Raw genomic sequence first — 18265 nt, 5'->3', positions numbered from 1 at the left:
TCTGGCCCATTGCGGTGCGGCGTACTGTTTATAACAAATCCAAATCAAGCCGCTCTCAATACCCTTTCACTCGCTGCTTCCACGTACTGCTTCTCAACATCAAACGCAATAAACCTCCGCCCCATCCTCTTGGCCGCCACGCAATCTCCGCCACTGCCGCAAAACGGGACCAGCACGACATCACCCGGCTGCGACGATTTCTCAATAATCATCTCGGCCAGCTTTACCGGCTTTTGTGTGGGATGGATGTAGGTTACTGCCGGGTCGCGAGGCACAACCCATACGTCGGAAATTCGCTTTCCTTTTAATATGTGTCTGCCCTTCACCGCAAAGATCAGAAATTCGTGAGCGGGACTGTAGGCTCCACGAAGATCACCCATTCCCCCACCGTTCTTTTGCCAGACGATGCAGTTTTTGATTTTGAATTGCTGTGATAATCGTTGAAACCACTGGGTATAGACATCCCATCTGGTGTAGCAGTAAAAAGCACCGCCATCTTTCAGCACCCGATAGGCGTTGGCCAGCCAGTCGGCCATGATGATGTTGTCGTTCTGGATTGCAGTGAACTTTCGCTTGCGACTGCCGCTACGGTAATTGATGCCGTATGGTGGGTCTGCGATGATGAGGTCGATAGAGTTGTCCGGTAACATTTTGAGACCGTCCTTGATGTCCATGTGGTGGATTGTGTCTAGCGTTAATTCATCGAGGTTTGCTGTCATTGGCCACCCTCCTTGAAAAAAATAAGGCAGTCCAACCCGCGATGGGCTGAACTGCCTGTCTATTCAATAGGTGGGCTGTGGGTGGTGGGGTACAATGAAATAATTTTAAGATATCAGCTTAGTTACCTGATTGGTTATTTTATCCTTTAGCACCTCTTCATCTAAATAATCCAAAATATATGTACCACCAAGTACATTTAGGTATTTTGTAACTTCTCTAAATGTTTCTCTATCTATTGTGGTCCCCTTTCTTTCTAAATCTAACAAAGATGATAATAAAGCTCTAACAATAGTAGGATTACTTGAATAATTACTTGAAAACAGCATTAATATTTTAGTCGCAAAATCATATTTAAGATATTCTGTTAATTCAAATGGGTTTTTTCTATTATCATCATACGTTAGTTTTCCTATCCACCAAAGTCTCGATATGGTATTAGTTAGAAGCGAGCGCCTCTTACTTTGACCAAAGAAAAATCTACTATTGATTTCAGATTCAGAAGGTAACTTTTTATTCATCTGCCACCTATACTGCATATAATCCCAAAATATACCATGTTCTAAACCAGACCACAAACGTTCATCAGTTGCCTGTGTTTCAGTTAACGAAATCATGTTAGTATAGATTCTTTTTATATTTTCTACATCAGTTTCTTCTGGTTTATCTGATGACATATCAAGTGTAAAATCATTGACAATAACCTTATATTCTATAAATGGTGATTTATCGTTAAAATAATCATAAATCCAATCATTTGTAGTATTCGTGTATTTTCTTAGGTTTAACTTAATATTACCCTTCAATATTTCAAGTGAGGTTTCGCTTAAAAAATATAGTTTCATGCCTCCTCATCCTCCACACCTATGTTTATTAGTGATACTAATGCTCGGCTAATAGGATAGTCAAGTATTTTTTGTGCCAATTCATATGAACCTTCTTTTTCTAACACTTCACAATCGAATTTTATATTCCATTTTTTGAACATTTTTTCGAATGCTTTAAACCATCTGTATGAATCATATTCATCCATTCCATTAGAGCCTAAACTTTTTAGAGTCTCAAAGGTATAAATAAGAGCGGGAACTATTAAGATTGAATGAAGTATCGGCTGAAAATTCGGGATATTAGCCATGCTTATATAATTATTGAAATCCTTTTTAGATAACCATAATTTAATTTTATCCGAATTAATTTCTATTTTCATGCATGTATTTTCGTCAGTATCACGTCTTAATATTGAAAAAACAGATGGAATTTTAGATAATTCTTCCGCTTCTTTTGTAATTTCAACATTTATCTGTCCACCAATAGCCAAAATACTTCCCCTATCAATATTAAATGAAGTATTTTCATAGTCTTCGTTGAAGCTATCATTCGTATACTCCTCTAGATACTCCTTTGCAACAATAAAAGAACAAATGGCAACTTTTCCGTTAAGTTTACTTTCGGGAATATTCTTAACTATTTCTATTTCCTTAGTCGTAAATATAGCTCTATAGGATGTCTGTGAACATTCAATATGGATTAAGTATTCTGCCTTTTCTTCTTCGATAAGATTTATTAATTTTTTATTGTCCATTAATATATTAATCGTAAAAACAATTTCCTTAATATTTTTATCAACTTGGACGTTGGATATAAATTGGGAGTCTACGTAATCATCAGAAAAAGCACTTAGTACTGGATAGGGATATAATTTATGACGTATATCCAAGTAAAGTCACCTCCATAGAACAGTTTTCTATATAATCTAAAGCAAAAGTAATATTGACTTTTTGTTTTTCTTTAATATTTCCAATATAAATATTTTCCTTTACACACTTTAATTTAGTTTTGATATCTCCATTTAAGTAAGCATTTTTCACATTCGCAGTAACATTGCTTTGTTCCCCTGAAAGATTTAATCTAACATATCCATTGGCGACAGATTTTTCAGGAACAAATATGAGTCTATATCTATTTTCTCGATTATCTATTACAAAAAGTCTAATATTTGAAATGCCAACTGAAATCTCTTTTTTGGTTATTTTATCCTTATTATCATTATCATTATCAGTTTTTCTTTTACCTTTTTCGTTAGATGAATGATTTGTATCATTCGTAGTATTGTTATTCTTATCAAAACCTTCATACCATTCGGTTATATTCTCTTTGCGGTGTTTTTCAAATCCTCTAGATATAGATGTAATATCAACTATTTTAACATCTATGTCTTTTGTTTTATCCGTTATAGCTTCGTATTTTTCCGCCTGATTTTGATTTTGTTCTAAATAAAGTTCATCAGGTAGATATTGGCCTACCCCTTCCGCATCTATTTCCTCATCAGCCGTATTACGCCCGATTTCTATTATAGTATCCTTAATGTATTTGTATAGTTCTTTACAATTCTTTTTGGCTTTTTTTACTTTTTGCAAATCATCAAATCTATCAGGTTCCCATGCATTATGTTGTGGAGTTTCCATTTCTCTGAAATACGCATTTATTTTTTCATCTCTTAAGATCAGTATACCGGCAAAATTTATTGTGCTAGAAATATTTTGCTTGTCAAAGATCTTCATGCCACTACTTCTAGAAATAAGAACCTTTCTATGAAAGTCAGTACCTAAAAGTATATAAAGCTCAATATTTCCTAAATCATTAAAGAATTTAGTTATCTTTTTTGTATCCTTGGATGTTAATACTTGATAGTAATTATACGCAAATTTAGCTATATCTTTGTATTCAGAAATATATAATGGCAAAGTTGTTTTAGATATAAGAATATTTTCTATTTTCACAATTAGCTTTTCTTGGTAAATAGAAATTAAAAAGCCTTCTAATGTAGACTTTATCATTTCTTTTTCCCATTCATCATCATCGATGAAGCCTATTATATATATATCTGTTCCAGTTAAGTCATTTCTCTTAAATTCGTTATCTATAATTAATTGTTCAGGAATAGAAGTGTTTTTTTCCCTTATTCCGTAATAACCAGTACCTTGGGTAATTTCGTTATTATCTTTACTAAATGACACAAGTCTGGCAACGCCTTGTGTCGCTTGAACATCTTCCGAATCGAGAGTACTATAAAATATTGTTCGCAAGTCAGAACAAGCAAATGGCGCAGATTTCCCAATACCAAAACTACCTCCAGCAGATCCAGCCTTATCAGATACACCAGAAGCCTTAACGAGGTTCTGCCAAGGCGTATTATATTCTTTCTTAGATCCCGTTAAACCAGTAGTATTAAAATCGCTAATTCTAAGGACTCTTATTTTATTTTTATTTACAACACCTAATGACTTATTAAAAAAGTTAACCGTCTTTTTGTTGTTATGACATTCCCAAAAAACCTTACATCTTTTCAATGCGTCTTTTAATTGAAAAATCCCTGGTATTTTCTCTGTCTCTATTATATGTTTTTTGAATTCTACAATAACTGGTTCGCTTTCATCTAATCTCGCATCAAGTGAATTCTGGCATATTTCACGAGCCAAAGAGCTATATGGAGTACCTTTGAATGTTTCAATACCCGCTTCACCAATACCTGTGATTTGGCCATAATTATTACCTGGGAAATTCCAACCAAACGACATGCATATCACTCCAAATTATTTTGATTCCACTGCTAAACCCTTTACCAAATACACTATAGATAGTTAAGAGAATTCTTATAGTGTATATATATATGAGTTTATGTAGCAGTGGAATCAATTTCGTGCTTTCAAAAGGGAAAATTATTATCGAAATTTTAGATAGATGGACCATTTATTTCGATAAGTTTCATGTAAATTCCGTTTACGCCACCACCAGTGCCTCCAAAAACAATTCTTTCTTTAACAGGATCGAAAGTCCCGCCCGCACCGTTCCAGTGTGGATTTGTGTGCTTCCAGTCAACCTTTTTTAATCCTGATAATTTTTCATCACTCAGGTTTTCTTTATTAATCAAGTAATTAATATACTTTCCTATACCTTGAATAGTAGCGGCGAGCCCAATAATGTATCTCGATCTATCGTTACAATCCTCTGGAAGTACAGAAAAAAGTTTATCAATCAGTTCAGAAACATCAGTTTTCCACGTGTTGTAATTCTCGAGCGTAAGAACAGCATTTGAGTCCTTATCTGTCCCAGAGATTATAAAAGAAATCATATTACGCAATGTTGAAAGCACCATCAATTCCCGATTACGCTCGCTTAAAGAAGTTCGTTCCGTTTCAATTCCGAATCGAATTAACCACTCGTTCTCATTCTTTAGCTCTTTTGCCATCGCATTATAAAGGTCACTATTATCAAATTTTAATGAAACTGACTTGGTCGGTTTGTTAGCTAGTAAATTTAAATCGTGGAACAGCTGTTGTTCCATAACTTTCGTTAGATTACCAAATATCACTACAGGAATAGCCATATCCTCAAGTTTCTTTAACTTTTCTGAATACTCTAACCTTTGTTGACCTTGGGAAGTGTCAACCTTTCTACGCATGGTATCAAGAGCCATTTTTACACCCGCAAATCGATGTTGCCCATCATTAACACTCATTTGGGTTGATATATCGATACTTAGTTGATTTGTCGCTTCGTTATATTGTATTGGCCCACGACAAGTTGCAGTGATCGCAGATAAAAAACACAAATTACCATCTTTAATACCCATAAGTATATAGTTTGCAATCGATTTAACACGCCGCTTATTTAATTTTCGTTGTACGTCGTCATCTACCATCAGAAAACGTTCCATTACCCCAAAAGGAATTAAAGTAGTGTAAATTTGTTTGCCGAACTGCCTGTGAGCCGCTCCAGGAAAAGACACCATAATAGCACCAAAAGAGCTCATTATCCGCACCTCTTTGCAAATATTTTGGTCTTATCGTACACCTTAATCCTCAATGTCGTCAATAGTTTTTTGCGATTATTTTATTATTTTTGTTTGCGGCTTGCTTTTATTGATTAGTCAACGAGTATTTCAACCTCGCAAAGATACTTATTAAGGGACTTAACTGCATACGACAAGCACAAACGTTCAGCAGTATGGCCTATATTTGTGAGTTCAATCTAGAGCGGCTGATATTTTCAGTAAGTTATATAGAGATCATTGACACTTTCATTTACCTTATAAGTACTAGATTTTTTAGAGGTAAGTCTTAACTTGTTATGTGTCGATTTTCCTCTATTATTTCTCGTAACTATTAAGCCGCTTGATAAATACGAATTATTCTATGCTAGTTTTGCAATTTTTTTAGGCTTTATCACTTTTGCAATTGTTTGAAATCGCTGTCTATGTGTAAAGTATGGTTATGTCTTCCCTATCCTTTTTGTTTGCTATCAAAACCATAGACTATCCGCAGATTCATTGGTAATTTTTCTACAAAACATTAAGGCCGCTTAGTCAAAACTCCTAGTTTGATGCTTGCCTTTTAACCAAGAAAGACGTTGTTATGTTCCGTTGACCGGCAGATAGAACCGAACAACACCGTATAACCACGTTTTGCTGGTGGTTATGAGGAATTTCACGTGATGCATTAAATGATTTTTTGACAAAATGAAAAACAGCCGGCCAATAGCCGGACTGCTTGAACTCCTTAACTGTTATCTTATCAACTAAAAGTCCTCGAATAACTTTATTTTTAACAAGCTATTCGCACCTTTATGGAACTCATAGGGAACTTCAGCTTCTTCTAGTTTATATCCTCGTTGTGTTAATAAATCCATTAGATCATCCAGATGCTGATATCTTTTACATGAAAGGTCGACCAGCGGAAATATACGGACTTCCTGCTTTGTGATACGTATTAGTTCTTGAATTGTTTGTAAGTGAAACTTATAATCCAACCTATCTGCGTACATGAATAAAAAATGTGCGGAAAGTGTAATATCAAATAGCTTATCCCCAAAAGGTAAATTAGGTAATACCGCTGGAACATACCGATTTGGCGACTGTTCCATATCTCTAATACACTCTGAATATGCCATGGTTCGCTGTTTTTTCAATTCGCTGATTGATTTGAAGTAATCCCATAAATAATTATCTTTAACTTTCTCCATGCTTTTCATTGCAAGTTCTAAATCTTGACTACCCTTTTCCAATAACTGCTCACAATCGTAGTAATAGGCGATATCTGCAGCAGTCACATCTAAACCCAATTGGTTGGCCGTTGAAGTAAATGAACACGCACCTGCAGGGCAATCCAAAATCTTTTTCCCTAACAATTCCTCTTTCGTAAGGTTGAACATTCTCATATATTCGTCGAACGTTCTACCAATGAATACAATACAACTTATATCTAACTTACCCTCTGTCATACTCATCTCAACTCACCTTTACTCTCTCAACTCGTCTAATAAATCTTAATGTGTTCAAGGACTATTTTATCACGAAAACCTTTTTTAAGAGCGAATATTTTCGACCGGATTCAGTGAGGGTCGTTTTTCGCCTAATAATTTCCTCCACCCAATAAAACCGACCCCGCACGTTCCCCCCTACGCCTCTTAACGTGACCTACCATACCCTTCATACCACCACGGGGGCTTAACCGGAGGTCAGCCATTACAGCGGCCTTATGTGGGGTATGGGGGTTCTTAGGCAAAAAACAAGCAAACGACCCCGCCAATAACGGCGAGATCGCTGTGGAGGTCAATGAAGGCGTTTCTTCATCTGTTCACGCTGATCACAAAACAGCTCGGCCCGATTGCTCGATTTCTCAAGGCTTTCTTTTAATAACTCCTGAACGCTGTCCGGAACAGTAAGCCCAGCAGCTTCGATTTAATCTTGGAAAAACTCGAGGTCTTTGGCTAAGGTGGCGTTTCTCTCACACTTGTCTTTTAGGTCAGCCAAAGCAAGCCATCTTCTTCCCTCTTACGCTGCCGTCGAGATTCAAGCCATTCCTGGATGAAGACGCATTAAGTCCGGGTTTAGTGTGTCCAAGATGGCTACAAAAACAGAAGTGGCCTAGCCGTTGTGGCGAAGTCACAGTTATAATAATAAATAAAGGATTTGTTGAAAAATGGAAGATACCTTTGAGTTCAACACTTTAGATTAATTTATTAGAACGTAAGTCAAAAACCGAAATACACGTACTTTTTAGTAGAACTAACCAATACTCAAAAGCTGTGTAAAGTTATATTGCAGCAACTAAGAAAAAAATACTTCAGCTATTCCAAAAAAGAAATCTTATTCCAAGAAAAACTTCCTCCGTTCTTCAGATGTTAATTCATAGTCCCCTAGTTTATTTCTTACGTATTCAACAAGCTTTTCGGTTTCATTAAAGAAACTCCATACTTGTACACCTGATTCTACAAATTTATCTGTTAAAAAAATTTTTTTTCCGTCCTGACTAAAAAAAACATTATTAACGCTATTACAATCGAAACGGGCAATTTCATTTCCATTTTCTACACTCCAAATCTCTAAGTTATGATCGAGTGAATTAATTGCCATAAATCTTCCGTCTAAAGAAAAAGCGACATCATTCACATCATCTTGAAGTTTAGTTTTTAGGATTTCGTTTCCGTTATTTAAATCATATAAGTACGTTATAAATTCCCCAGCTGACTCAGCACCCGCACCTTCTTGATTACTAGCTACAATTAAAGCCATGCTACCATCGAAGTTAAAATATGTATCCCAATTACTTGTCTCATTATGCAGCTGAACAATTGATTTTCCATTCAACAAATCAAATATTTGAAAACCATTATTGACATAGCTTGAGACAAACAACTTTTCCCCACTTTTATTAAAAGCAATTTTTATATTATTTCCAGGAATTGGATACTCGCCTATTTTCTTTTGATTATCAACACTCCATAAGGTTATGTTCGACATACGGTTTTCATTCCAGTAAACAGGATTGTTTATTATTACCAATAAATTATCATTTGGGCTAAATTGAAGTCTATGATATGAATTGTCAAGTGTAAAGGATTTTATATCTTCATTATTTTCTAGGTTGAAGATTAAAACAATATTTTTATTTGTTAATACTGCTATTTTATCTCCAATATGGTCAAACGTTGCATCAATTACTTTTCCGTATATTTCTTCTACATCATTATTGAAAATCGTAATTGGATTTTTGTTTTTTACACCCCACACATGAACAGTTGTTTCCCCTTCTAATGTTAAAACCTTAGATCCGTCACTGTTAAATCTTGCTTTTTCTACATTTTTTTTATGCTTTAATACTGATAACTCTTCGCCGGTCAGCAAATCTACCATTCTTATATCAGTATGATCCAAGTTTCTAGATTCATTAAGTAAACATATATTTGTATATACATTATAATCAAGAATACTCATATTGTTGCTATGGTTTGTATAACCTTCTTTATCTAGATCCCATATACGAACATTTCGATCCCTGGATGAGATGACAACCTTTCTACCATCCGGACTAAAAATTGCTTTATTTACAAAACTGTTATATTTAAGTGTTGCGATTATATCTCCGGTTAACGAATTCCATACTTTTGCAATACCGGTGTTAGACGCGGTCACTACCAACTTTCCATCAGGGCTAAAATCTGCCCATCGTACTTCTGCTACATCTGCCGTTGATCCGACATACTCCGGAATAGTTGGATACGTTTTCTCATCGTGTTTTAAGACTAATAATTCTTTCCCTGTGTCAACATCCCATATTCTAGCTGTTGCATCCCGTGATGTTGTTATAGCTTTTTTACCATCTGGACTAAATGTGGCATACAAAAGAGCGGCATCATTTCCTTCTAATGTTTTCAGCTCGTTACCGGAAATAAGGTCATATATTTTTGCAACGTTCCCGTTTCCTCCTGAAATCGTAATATACCTATTTCCATCTGGGCTTAAAAAGCCTCCTTGAGAATCTAAATGTCGTGAAGCTTTATTAATTGGATTCCAGTTTACCGTATCCAAAATTTGATTGGGCATTATTAGTTTGCTCCCGTCCGGACTAAATGCAAACGGCTGTATAGGCCCCTCCGTTTGAAAACTAAACACCTTATCTAGAGTAGCTAAGTCCCAAATTTCTAATGGCATATTAATACCATAAGTACAAACTTTGCTACCATCAGGACTAAAGAGAATGTTACCTCGGCCATCTTTTTTCTCTCTGTTTTTGTCATTTACTGTTGCGATTACCTGTCCACTCTGTGCGTCCCAGAGTTTTAAATTTAAATCATCTGAAATCGTAGCAATCTTTTTTCCATCGGGGCTAAACGCGGCATCCATAACTTTTAAATTATCTCTAAAGAGATCAATTTCTTTACCATTTCTAACGTCCCATATTTTGCAACCGTAATTCCATTTTGTTTTTAATTTTGTTCCATCCGGACTAAATACTAAACTATCAATAAATGGAGAATCATGTTCTAGAACACTCATGCTAGTATTCATATCATAAATCGCATAATTTAACGCATTTTCAGCCTCCTCTACGTATGGTCGCTCAGGTTTTTCTGTATTTTTAGGTAGTGCTGATAACGCTAACCTCATTGCAAGGGTTCTGTTTCCTTTATCAGTCTCCTGCCTTGATAAATCGGCAAGAAATAGGGATTGGTTTTTTAGTGCGTTATCTTTTTGTTGATTTGCAATTTTTGTTTGTTCATTAGCTAAATCGGCGTTTTGTCTTGCTAATAATTCATTTTTTCTCGCGATTACCGTTTGCTTCTCAGCCTCGTTTTTTTGTTTTATTGCTTCCTTCTCATTCGTTTCAGCGAGTTTTTGTTGTCTATAGGTTTCTTCTATTTGAGCCATTAACTTTTGATTTATATTTTCTAACTGGGTGTTTTTTCTACTTATTTCCTCGTTTCTGTTCTGTAACTGTTGGTTTTTTTCTTCAATTTCCTCGTTACTTTTTTGTAACTGCAGGCTTTGTGCCGCAATAACATTAGACTGGAATAAGCTAAAACCGCCAAATACAGCAAAAATGAGAGATGATGCCAGCGAGATTCCCACGACTTTTTTAACAAATTGTTCCCTATGACGCTGTTTTAGTTCATCAAAAGTAACACCTAACATGGGTGCTAGAATCCTTAGCTTCTCAACTTTAAGCTTCTTCCACATTTCATTAAGGTTTTTTCCTCGTACATCCGCTGCAAGAGGTTCAATTTCTTTTTCCATTTCAGAATAACTTCCATCGGGTTTTTCAACGAGCACCTTATGAAATCTAAGGGAATGAGGAAACGAATCGGCCGGCTCACCGTCGATTAGAATGGGTAGTATCCTTTCTTTACCATGAAGCATTTTGAAAGTCTCTATCTCTTGGCAGCACCACTTCGATTTAGGTGTATTCGGAGAGCAGACTACGATTAGATACTTTGAGTTTTTTAAAGCCAATTGTATGTTTTCACTCAGGTCACTGGATACAGGGAGTTCTTCCTGGTCACGAAACACTCTCTTTATTCTCTTTACCCCAGTTTGTTTTGCAATGCTTCTAGGAATACGGTAATTTTCAAGTAGGCGGTGTAATTTTTTTGCGACTTCAATATCTAGATCGGTATGTCGATAACTTATAAAGGCATCATAAATATATTCTTGTGTCACAACTTATTTCTCCCCCCAATCTATTTTACTCTTTAGTAAATATGATAATAATAACTAAGCTAGTGCGATAACCTTAATTTACCAGAATAATGCTTTTCCTTAAATTACTTGATTTCTAATAAAAAGTATTGAATTCTGATAGTCTATACATTTGAAACAATGGTCATCACATCCTCCATGTTAAAATAATCAGTGATTCAACGTGAAATCGATAATTCCTTTTAATGTAAGCGGTAAATATGGTTGGACAAGGTGATACTTAGTAATTTACGTCCCCCCCACACATCCCTCTGTAGTCCCACTGTAGTTCCCCCTAACGCTGCCCCCTAAACGAAATCGCTGACATCAAAGAAGCTCACCTTAACCGGCGGCCTCTCAACGCTATATCCCCCTAACCCAATCCCTTCTTCTCCCAACCAACGCCGACCTGATATCCCATAAGTTACTCTCTGTTCAACCTTTCAAAAATTGGCTATAATCTTACCCAAAGAAAGACTGTCTTCCAACAGAGCAACTGACTTGTAATCAGTAGGTTGCGGGTTCAAGTCCTGTCGCCGGCTCCACTACATATGCGGGTTAGCGGGATCACCAGGTGGAAGAGAGAACCAAAATGTGGTTACGGTTGTAGTTACGGAGGGGCATCTCTGGTGAAGCCATGGGGTTGAAATGGCCCGGTACGCAGGGGAAACCGACGGAAGCAGTGTGCTGACGGCGGTTTTTTGCGTTGTGGTGAGGGAAAAAAATAACACCCCGTTTGGTCATTGGCACCAAAGGGGTGTTTAATTTTTTTATTTTCTCATTGCGACTTCTGCGAGTCTTTCATTAATGGCGGATTTTATTACCGTTTCTATAAATGGATTGACGTTTCTAAAAGTAGTGCGTTTCTTAAGTTCTGGTAGTCCTATGTCAATTGATAATTTACCAAACACTTCATCAGCGAAAGCGTTATTTATTATATCAACGCCGTCAAAATCCAAAACAATTTTCCCGCTATTTTCTATCAGTAATCCCCTTAATTCTCTGCTTGCTGACTTTCCTAAACTTCTTGTTAATAAGGCTTCTCCCCACCGATTAAACATTAATTTCACTGTTTACCACCTCTTTACCACAGAGCTTTAATTTTAGCCCTTTTAATTTCCTCTTCAATATCTATTGGAATGCCGGTTTTTTCGAAAATTTCGTTGTAGTCGAGATTTGAATTTTTTCTCACTCTAAACATGATTATTGTGCCGTTCCAGAAAGGTGCTTCAATTATTCGGGTATCCTCACCACTTTTTATTAACAACCGGTCATGTGAGTAGACCGCAATCTCGCCTGCAGAACTTACTATTCTTGAAGCAAAATACAGACCATGTCCGGCCCCATCCGTATCACTATGTACGTTCTTAAGAAGAGATGCCTGAAGACATTCGGCTACATTTAGGCAAGCATAATCAGCTCGACTTCTTAAAGCATCCGGAATTCCAATTCCACAGTCAGCCAAACAGCATTCGACCTTATCTTTATAATTTTGTGCTGCGATAATGCCATCAATTGGTGTTTTAGAATGCCTTGTTACGTTATCCAGTATCTCACCGACAGCATACCCAAAACTCTCTCTTAGCGGTCCAAAAACATCATTTAACTGATGTTTAAAAATAGTGTTTAATTCGACTCCCAGCTGTTCTGCACATTCTTTTGGAACATCTTTTACTTCAATAAATTTACCACTTGAGTCCCTAAATATTCGATTTTCCTTGTAAGGTATTTGAAGTTGCCGAAAAAATCCGATTCTTGATGCATATGACGCAACCTCCGGATTCATGTTTATACACTGTATTTCAACAGTTCTTCCATTATGTCTTTGCAGTTTTACATAAGCGATTAATGGAACAATGTGGTGGCACCGTAGAGATTTCACATTTGAAAAATCTAATAAAAGATTAATAGGATAGGACGGATGCTTATCACAATTCTGTAATTGCCTAACCATTGAGGCTACCTTAACAAAATTCCATGAGTCGGGTATATAAATAGTATCCATCTAAATCACCTCTAGAAAATATTTCTATATGGATATTCTTTCCTGGTGATTAATATTCTTTAGGATGAGGTTATTTTTGGAAAAGGTTTCGACGATTAAGGTACTAAAAAGAGAAAAAGTGTATCCTTTTGTACAAGAACACACTTTTTCGATTATTTTACTTTATTTTATTACTCCTATGTTTATCAAACTAAACCACTTTCCCCATCTTCCTCGGACTCAACATCCCCTCTATCTTGTCGATGGCTTGTTTCTTGACGTCTGGCAATACGTGGCTATAAGTATCCAACGTTATCCTTATACTTCCATGGCCCAACAACTCCTGCACCACCTTCGGGTGAACGACAGCCTCAAGCAGTCGGGTTGCGTAGGTATGGCGTAAGGAGTGCAGATTGGTCTTCGGAATTTCCGCTTTATCCAAAAGCCGATGAAACTTCGTGGCTAGATTCCGCTGCGAGACCATACGGCCCTTCTTAGTCGTTACGACCAGACCATCGTCTTCGTACTCCTCGCCTTCAGCCATTCGCTCGATATACTGCAAAACTTGCCATCGTTTCAACTGTCTAACCAAATCTTCGGTTATCGGGATTCTCCGATAGCCGTTTTTCGTTTTAGGCTCTTGGATTATCTGATGAGTCTTGTTGGGGCCGTTTTCGTTCTTGACCAACACGGTCCCCTTGGTCACATCGATGTGGCCACGTTCGAGATTAATATCTCCCCACTTCAGAGCCAGTAACTCCCCTACCCTCATCCCAGTTCCGAGCAGCAGTTTGAATGCGATCCAGAGACGGTCATCCTCGGCCACAAACATAAATTCCTTCATTTGATCTACGGTGAATACACTGACTTGCTTGGTGGTAGCTTTGGGCTTACGCACATGCTCCGCCACGTTCTTGGCGATCAGACCGTCGTGGATTGCTTGCTTCAGAGCAGTTCTCGCGGTAGTGAGAATCAGTTCAACCGTTCTTGTCGATAGGCCGGATTGCCGTTTTTCATTTAATAGCCGTTGAAGATGAGTGGTCTGTAATGACTGGACCTTCACGTTGCCCAGCTTCGGCTTCAAATGAAGCCGGATGATATACTCATATGACTCCCAAGTTTTAGGCCGCACGTTGGGACGTACATATTGCTCAAGCCAGATGTCCAGCCATTCTGCGAAGGTTATGGTGGATGGGATTACGAAGATTCCTTGACGGTACTCGACTAAAGCCTGATCCCTCCACTGTAGGGCTTCGCCCTCTGTTTTGAACGTTTTTCTCGCATACTTTGCTTTGCCGTTATCGTCTTGGCCGATGTAAACTTGGGCTACAAAGTAGCCGTCTTTTCGCTGATATACCGAGCCTTGTCCAGGTTTGTTGCGTTGGGAGGTCATAAAGAAACACCTGCTCCTTCTGTTTGATCAACTGATTTCTTGGAGGCAGGTGTAGGTTATCTCTAGTTGGGCAGTTAGGGAAGTTTATTTTTTTAGAGGGTGCTTAAAGGACTAAGAATATTGGCTCTAATTGGCGATATATGGGTATTTTTGTATTGATGAACCGTATATTAAACTGTAAAATGACATCAATAGGTAAAACAATTAACTATATCTTGCAAAATTCAAGTATTCGACAATGTCAAATAAGGGAGTGTTTGAATTGAATTATGCTATTTTAGATGGACTAAACAAAGAACAAAAACAAGCAGTATTGCACACGGAAGGAGCTACTGTAATTTTCGCCGGAGCTGGAACCGGGAAAACTTTAACCATTTGCAAAAGAATAGCTTTTCTAATCGCCGAGAAGAAAGTACATCCCAAACAAATTATTGCGATTACCTTCACCAACAAGGCTGCTCGGGAAATGAAAGAGCGTGTTGAGAAATTAACCGGCTTAACATCTGCCGATATTTGGATCTCTACATTTCATTCTGCGTGTGCAAAAATTCTCCGGCGTTATGCGACAAAACTCGGATATACATCAAATTTTACTATTTTAGATAAGAGCGACCAACTAAAAGCAATTGGCATAGTGGTCAAGTCAATGGACATTGAGCAAGAAACACTCAGACAACTTAGTCTAGATAAAGATATCGAAAGGGCCAAAAACCAACTAATTCTACCACCTGCATATCCAATAAAGAATAATTTAGATATGGTTACAGCATCAATTTATGCAAAATACCAAGAGTATTTATTTAAGCATAACCTGATGGATTTTAATGATCTACTGTTTTTATGCGTATTATTATTTCACAAAATGCCTGATGTATTAGAGTATTACCAAAACCAGCTTCGGTATGTATTCGTGGACGAGTACCAAGATACAAATTATGCACAGTTTCTTTTTACTAAAATGTTAGCTCAAAAAAGCAATAATATATGTGTTGTTGGGGATGATGATCAAAGTATCTACAGTTGGCGTGGGGCCGATATTCGCAATATATTGGAATTTAATAAGCACTTTCCCCACACAAAAACCATCCTTCTAGAACAAAATTATCGTAGTACCCAGACCATCTTAAATGCAGCCAATGCCGTTATCGCGAATAACAAAACCCGTCAAAGGAAAGCTCTTCGTACTCAAAACGAAATTGGTCATAAGATACAATTTAACCGTTACAGCGATAACTATGCAGAGTCGGAAGATATCGTGAACACCGTCCGATCCCTGCAAAAAGCTGAATTACTTACATACAATGATTTTGCCGTCCTGTATCGCTTCAATTTTATGTCTCGATCCGTTGAAACTACACTTACAGCAGCAAAAATCCCATATCGAATACTGAACGGTCTACGGTACTGGGACCGAAAAGAAGTCAAGGACTTGATGGCGTACCTTCGAATTCTCAATAATCCGCTCGATGATATTAGTATCCTCCGCGTTCTAAACGTGCCAAAAAGAAGGATTGGAGAAATCACACAGAATAAATTGGAGCAACTCGCACAGTCGCAGAATACCGATCTCTGGTCTATATTAAAGAATATTGAACAGTATATGGAATTCCGACAGACTGCTCCAAATATTCGGATGTTTGTGAATTTGATTGAAGAACTACAATATTTTAATAAACAAAATCGGTCTGTTGAAAAACTCGTTCAGACTGTAGTAAAAAAAAGCAACTATTTAAGTGATTTCACGAATCAAGAAGAACGGGAAGAACGACACGGTAACCTTATTGAGCTTGCAAAAGTAGGGGCAGAGTATGATACATCGAACCCTGAGGGCGATTTAAACGATTTCATAAATAAAATGACTCTTATTCAAGACCAAAGCGAGGATACCAACAATGATGATGCTGTTTCCTTAACCACAATTCATTCGGCAAAGGGCTTGGAATTCACAAATGTATTTGTAATTGGAATGGACGATAGCTTCCCGTCCCATAACAGGCAGAGTGTTTTTGAGTTGGAAGAGGAACGACGTCTTTGCTATGTAGCTTTAACTCGTGCGAAAAAGAGACTGTTTCTTTCGATGGTAATGCCTCACCCTTATAAAAATCCCTCACCATTTATTAACGAGATTCCTTCAGAATTTATAGTATTTCGAGACAAGAAAAGCGATGAATTCGAAACTCACACTCTAGATCCCCATCAAAGAAATATACCGTTTACATTCGATGACTTTCTTTCAATGTTTAACAATGATCCTCCCAATGACCAAGGGAAATCTATCAAAAATTTACCTCGTTCGATTAATAACAATTCGTCCGATTACTGTGATGAAGACGATCTAGATTTTGCGTCTTCATTTTTACAAAAGGCTCTCGAAGAGCTCGATAACGATACACTCGATTATTCAGATAATGACGATGCACCTTCGATAATAAACGATGATTTACCAGATGATGATGAAGACGATTTAACTGATATCTTAGAGAATAACTCTATTCAAGATGTCTCAGAACAAACTTGTGAGCTTTGTGGTGCCCATCTTGTTGTCGAAATTAAATTTTTTTATAGTATTATGAAATGTACTCGTTTTCCCGAATGTAGTTTTACTAAACTTATTAGATGAAATTGATTTGACTTGTTATCGTTGCCGTCGTACTATCGTAGAACGGCAAACAGTTAAGGGCCGAAAGGTTCTTGGTTGCTTCAATTATCCAGAATGTAAATACGAATAAGTAGCCCGCCGTGTCTGTGAATTAGATGGATGTGTATACTAAGAAAGCTTTCCTAATCTACTGTTGACAATGCTCCAACCTCTAACTATAACATATTAAGAGAATAAAAACCGCCGGACGCGTAGACTCTGGCGGTTTTTCAGTTTCAGAAAGAATTTTTCCCCGTTGACTTCCTCCCCCACTAGAGCGATGATGTCACTGCGGCAATCGCCCACCAAGGAGGAATGAATATAGAACAATAACAGGCCCCGACAAAAATTAAAAATTTAATTCCGCAAATGATTTTTAACCGTTGAAATCAACTACATCCATTTGCTTCAGATATCTCATTAGTGGCCCAGTGCATGATGGGCCAGCAGCAAGGAGGAATGGTATCGAGCGATCACTGGCTCCGACAAAAATTAAAAAATTTAATTCCGCAATGATTCTTTACCGTCGAATCAACACGACACGCATTTTTCTTCAGGTATCTCATCTTGGTCCAGTGCATGATGGGCCGGATTATAAGGAGGGGTTTTGATCGGGGGATGACTGGTTCCTTCAATTAAAGACAGCAACGAATCAAACTCGAGTTCTGCAGAGGAGGTCTGCCAATCTGGAATATCGGTCCCGCTATTAGTATCAAAACAAAGGAGGTCGATATTTTGGCCATAATCGGAACTGCCAGTTCTTCGAAAATCGAATATGGGAAGCGTTGCTTCACGGTTAGGCTATGGGTTCGAGCTGGGTTGGTCTCAACAATGACCGCAGATTCTGATCCCCCGGAGGAATACGACGGCAACGTAACCTGCAAATTATTCTAAGTAAATATAGTCTTTAGAACGTCTTGCAGGTTTATCGATCGGCAAACAAGTCCAGACGCCACTTGGCGAAGTCCGGCCACGTTACCGAAACCATCGGCCATGGCAGTTTTGCCGGTAAGCCCT

12 protein-coding genes are annotated in these 18265 nt (G+C 37.5%); 2 read left to right on the top strand and 10 right to left on the bottom strand.

What is annotated here, in order from left to right; translation table 11 throughout:
- Nucleotides 1–44 precede the first annotated feature (44 nt).
- From GJ688_RS18050 to GJ688_RS18005, 10 genes are all read right to left on the bottom strand, one after another.
- On the bottom strand, nucleotides 45–719 hold the full coding sequence (locus tag GJ688_RS18050) for a DNA-methyltransferase (RefSeq protein ID WP_155477920.1): 675 nt from the start codon (nucleotides 717–719) through the stop codon (nucleotides 45–47).
- Nucleotides 720–824: 105 nt separating this feature from the next.
- Nucleotides 825–1562 carry a DUF6339 family protein gene (locus GJ688_RS18045; protein ID WP_155477919.1) on the bottom strand — a complete coding sequence of 246 codons (738 nt, stop codon included), beginning with the start codon at nucleotides 1560–1562 and terminating at the stop codon, nucleotides 825–827.
- Nucleotides 1559–2434: a hypothetical protein gene (locus GJ688_RS18040; RefSeq protein ID WP_155477918.1), complete on the bottom strand. Its 876-nt coding sequence runs from the start codon at nucleotides 2432–2434 to the stop codon at nucleotides 1559–1561. The genes GJ688_RS18045 and GJ688_RS18040 overlap by 4 nt, the downstream gene beginning before the upstream one ends.
- Nucleotides 2418–4295 carry a hypothetical protein gene (locus tag GJ688_RS18035; RefSeq protein ID WP_155477917.1) on the bottom strand — a complete coding sequence of 626 codons (1878 nt, stop codon included), beginning with the start codon at nucleotides 4293–4295 and terminating at the stop codon, nucleotides 2418–2420. The genes GJ688_RS18040 and GJ688_RS18035 overlap by 17 nt, the downstream gene beginning before the upstream one ends.
- A gap of 155 nt (nucleotides 4296–4450) precedes the next feature.
- Entirely contained in the window at nucleotides 4451–5530 is a 1080-nt protein-coding gene (locus GJ688_RS18030; protein ID WP_155477916.1) for a DNA sulfur modification protein DndB, read from the bottom strand.
- Between the two features lie 764 nt (nucleotides 5531–6294).
- The gene (locus GJ688_RS18025) at nucleotides 6295–7002 is read right to left on the bottom strand and encodes an SAM-dependent methyltransferase (RefSeq protein WP_155477915.1); all 708 of its coding nucleotides are present in this window, start codon (nucleotides 7000–7002) and stop codon (nucleotides 6295–6297) included.
- Nucleotides 7003–7864: 862 nt separating this feature from the next.
- Entirely contained in the window at nucleotides 7865–11215 is a 3351-nt protein-coding gene (locus GJ688_RS21435) for a TIR domain-containing protein (protein WP_155477914.1), read from the bottom strand.
- 788 nt (nucleotides 11216–12003) lie between these two features.
- Nucleotides 12004–12294, bottom strand: a complete 291-nt coding sequence (locus GJ688_RS18015; protein ID WP_235911090.1) for an STAS-like domain-containing protein — start codon at nucleotides 12292–12294, stop codon at nucleotides 12004–12006.
- A 23-nt stretch (nucleotides 12295–12317) separates the two neighbouring features.
- Entirely contained in the window at nucleotides 12318–13238 is a 921-nt protein-coding gene (locus GJ688_RS18010; RefSeq protein WP_155477912.1) for a histidine kinase, read from the bottom strand.
- A 190-nt stretch (nucleotides 13239–13428) separates the two neighbouring features.
- On the bottom strand, nucleotides 13429–14610 hold the full coding sequence (locus GJ688_RS18005; RefSeq protein ID WP_155477911.1) for a tyrosine-type recombinase/integrase: 1182 nt from the start codon (nucleotides 14608–14610) through the stop codon (nucleotides 13429–13431).
- Nucleotides 14611–14872: 262 nt separating this feature from the next.
- Between GJ688_RS18005 and GJ688_RS18000 the strand changes: the two genes are divergently transcribed.
- Together GJ688_RS18000 and GJ688_RS21605 are read left to right on the top strand one after the other, a co-directional pair.
- Entirely contained in the window at nucleotides 14873–17230 is a 2358-nt protein-coding gene (locus tag GJ688_RS18000; RefSeq protein WP_170292134.1) for a UvrD-helicase domain-containing protein, read from the top strand.
- 7 nt (nucleotides 17231–17237) lie between these two features.
- Nucleotides 17238–17339: a topoisomerase DNA-binding C4 zinc finger domain-containing protein gene (locus GJ688_RS21605; protein ID WP_155477909.1), complete on the top strand. Its 102-nt coding sequence runs from the start codon at nucleotides 17238–17240 to the stop codon at nucleotides 17337–17339.
- Nucleotides 17340–18265: the final 926 nt, after the last annotated feature.

The organism is Heliobacterium mobile (assembly GCF_009720735.1).
Lineage (GTDB): Bacteria > Bacillota > Desulfitobacteriia > Heliobacteriales > Heliobacteriaceae > Heliobacterium > Heliobacterium mobile.
The sequence above is the reverse complement of the archived record's forward strand: the minus strand, read 5'-3'. Positions and strand labels throughout refer to the sequence as shown.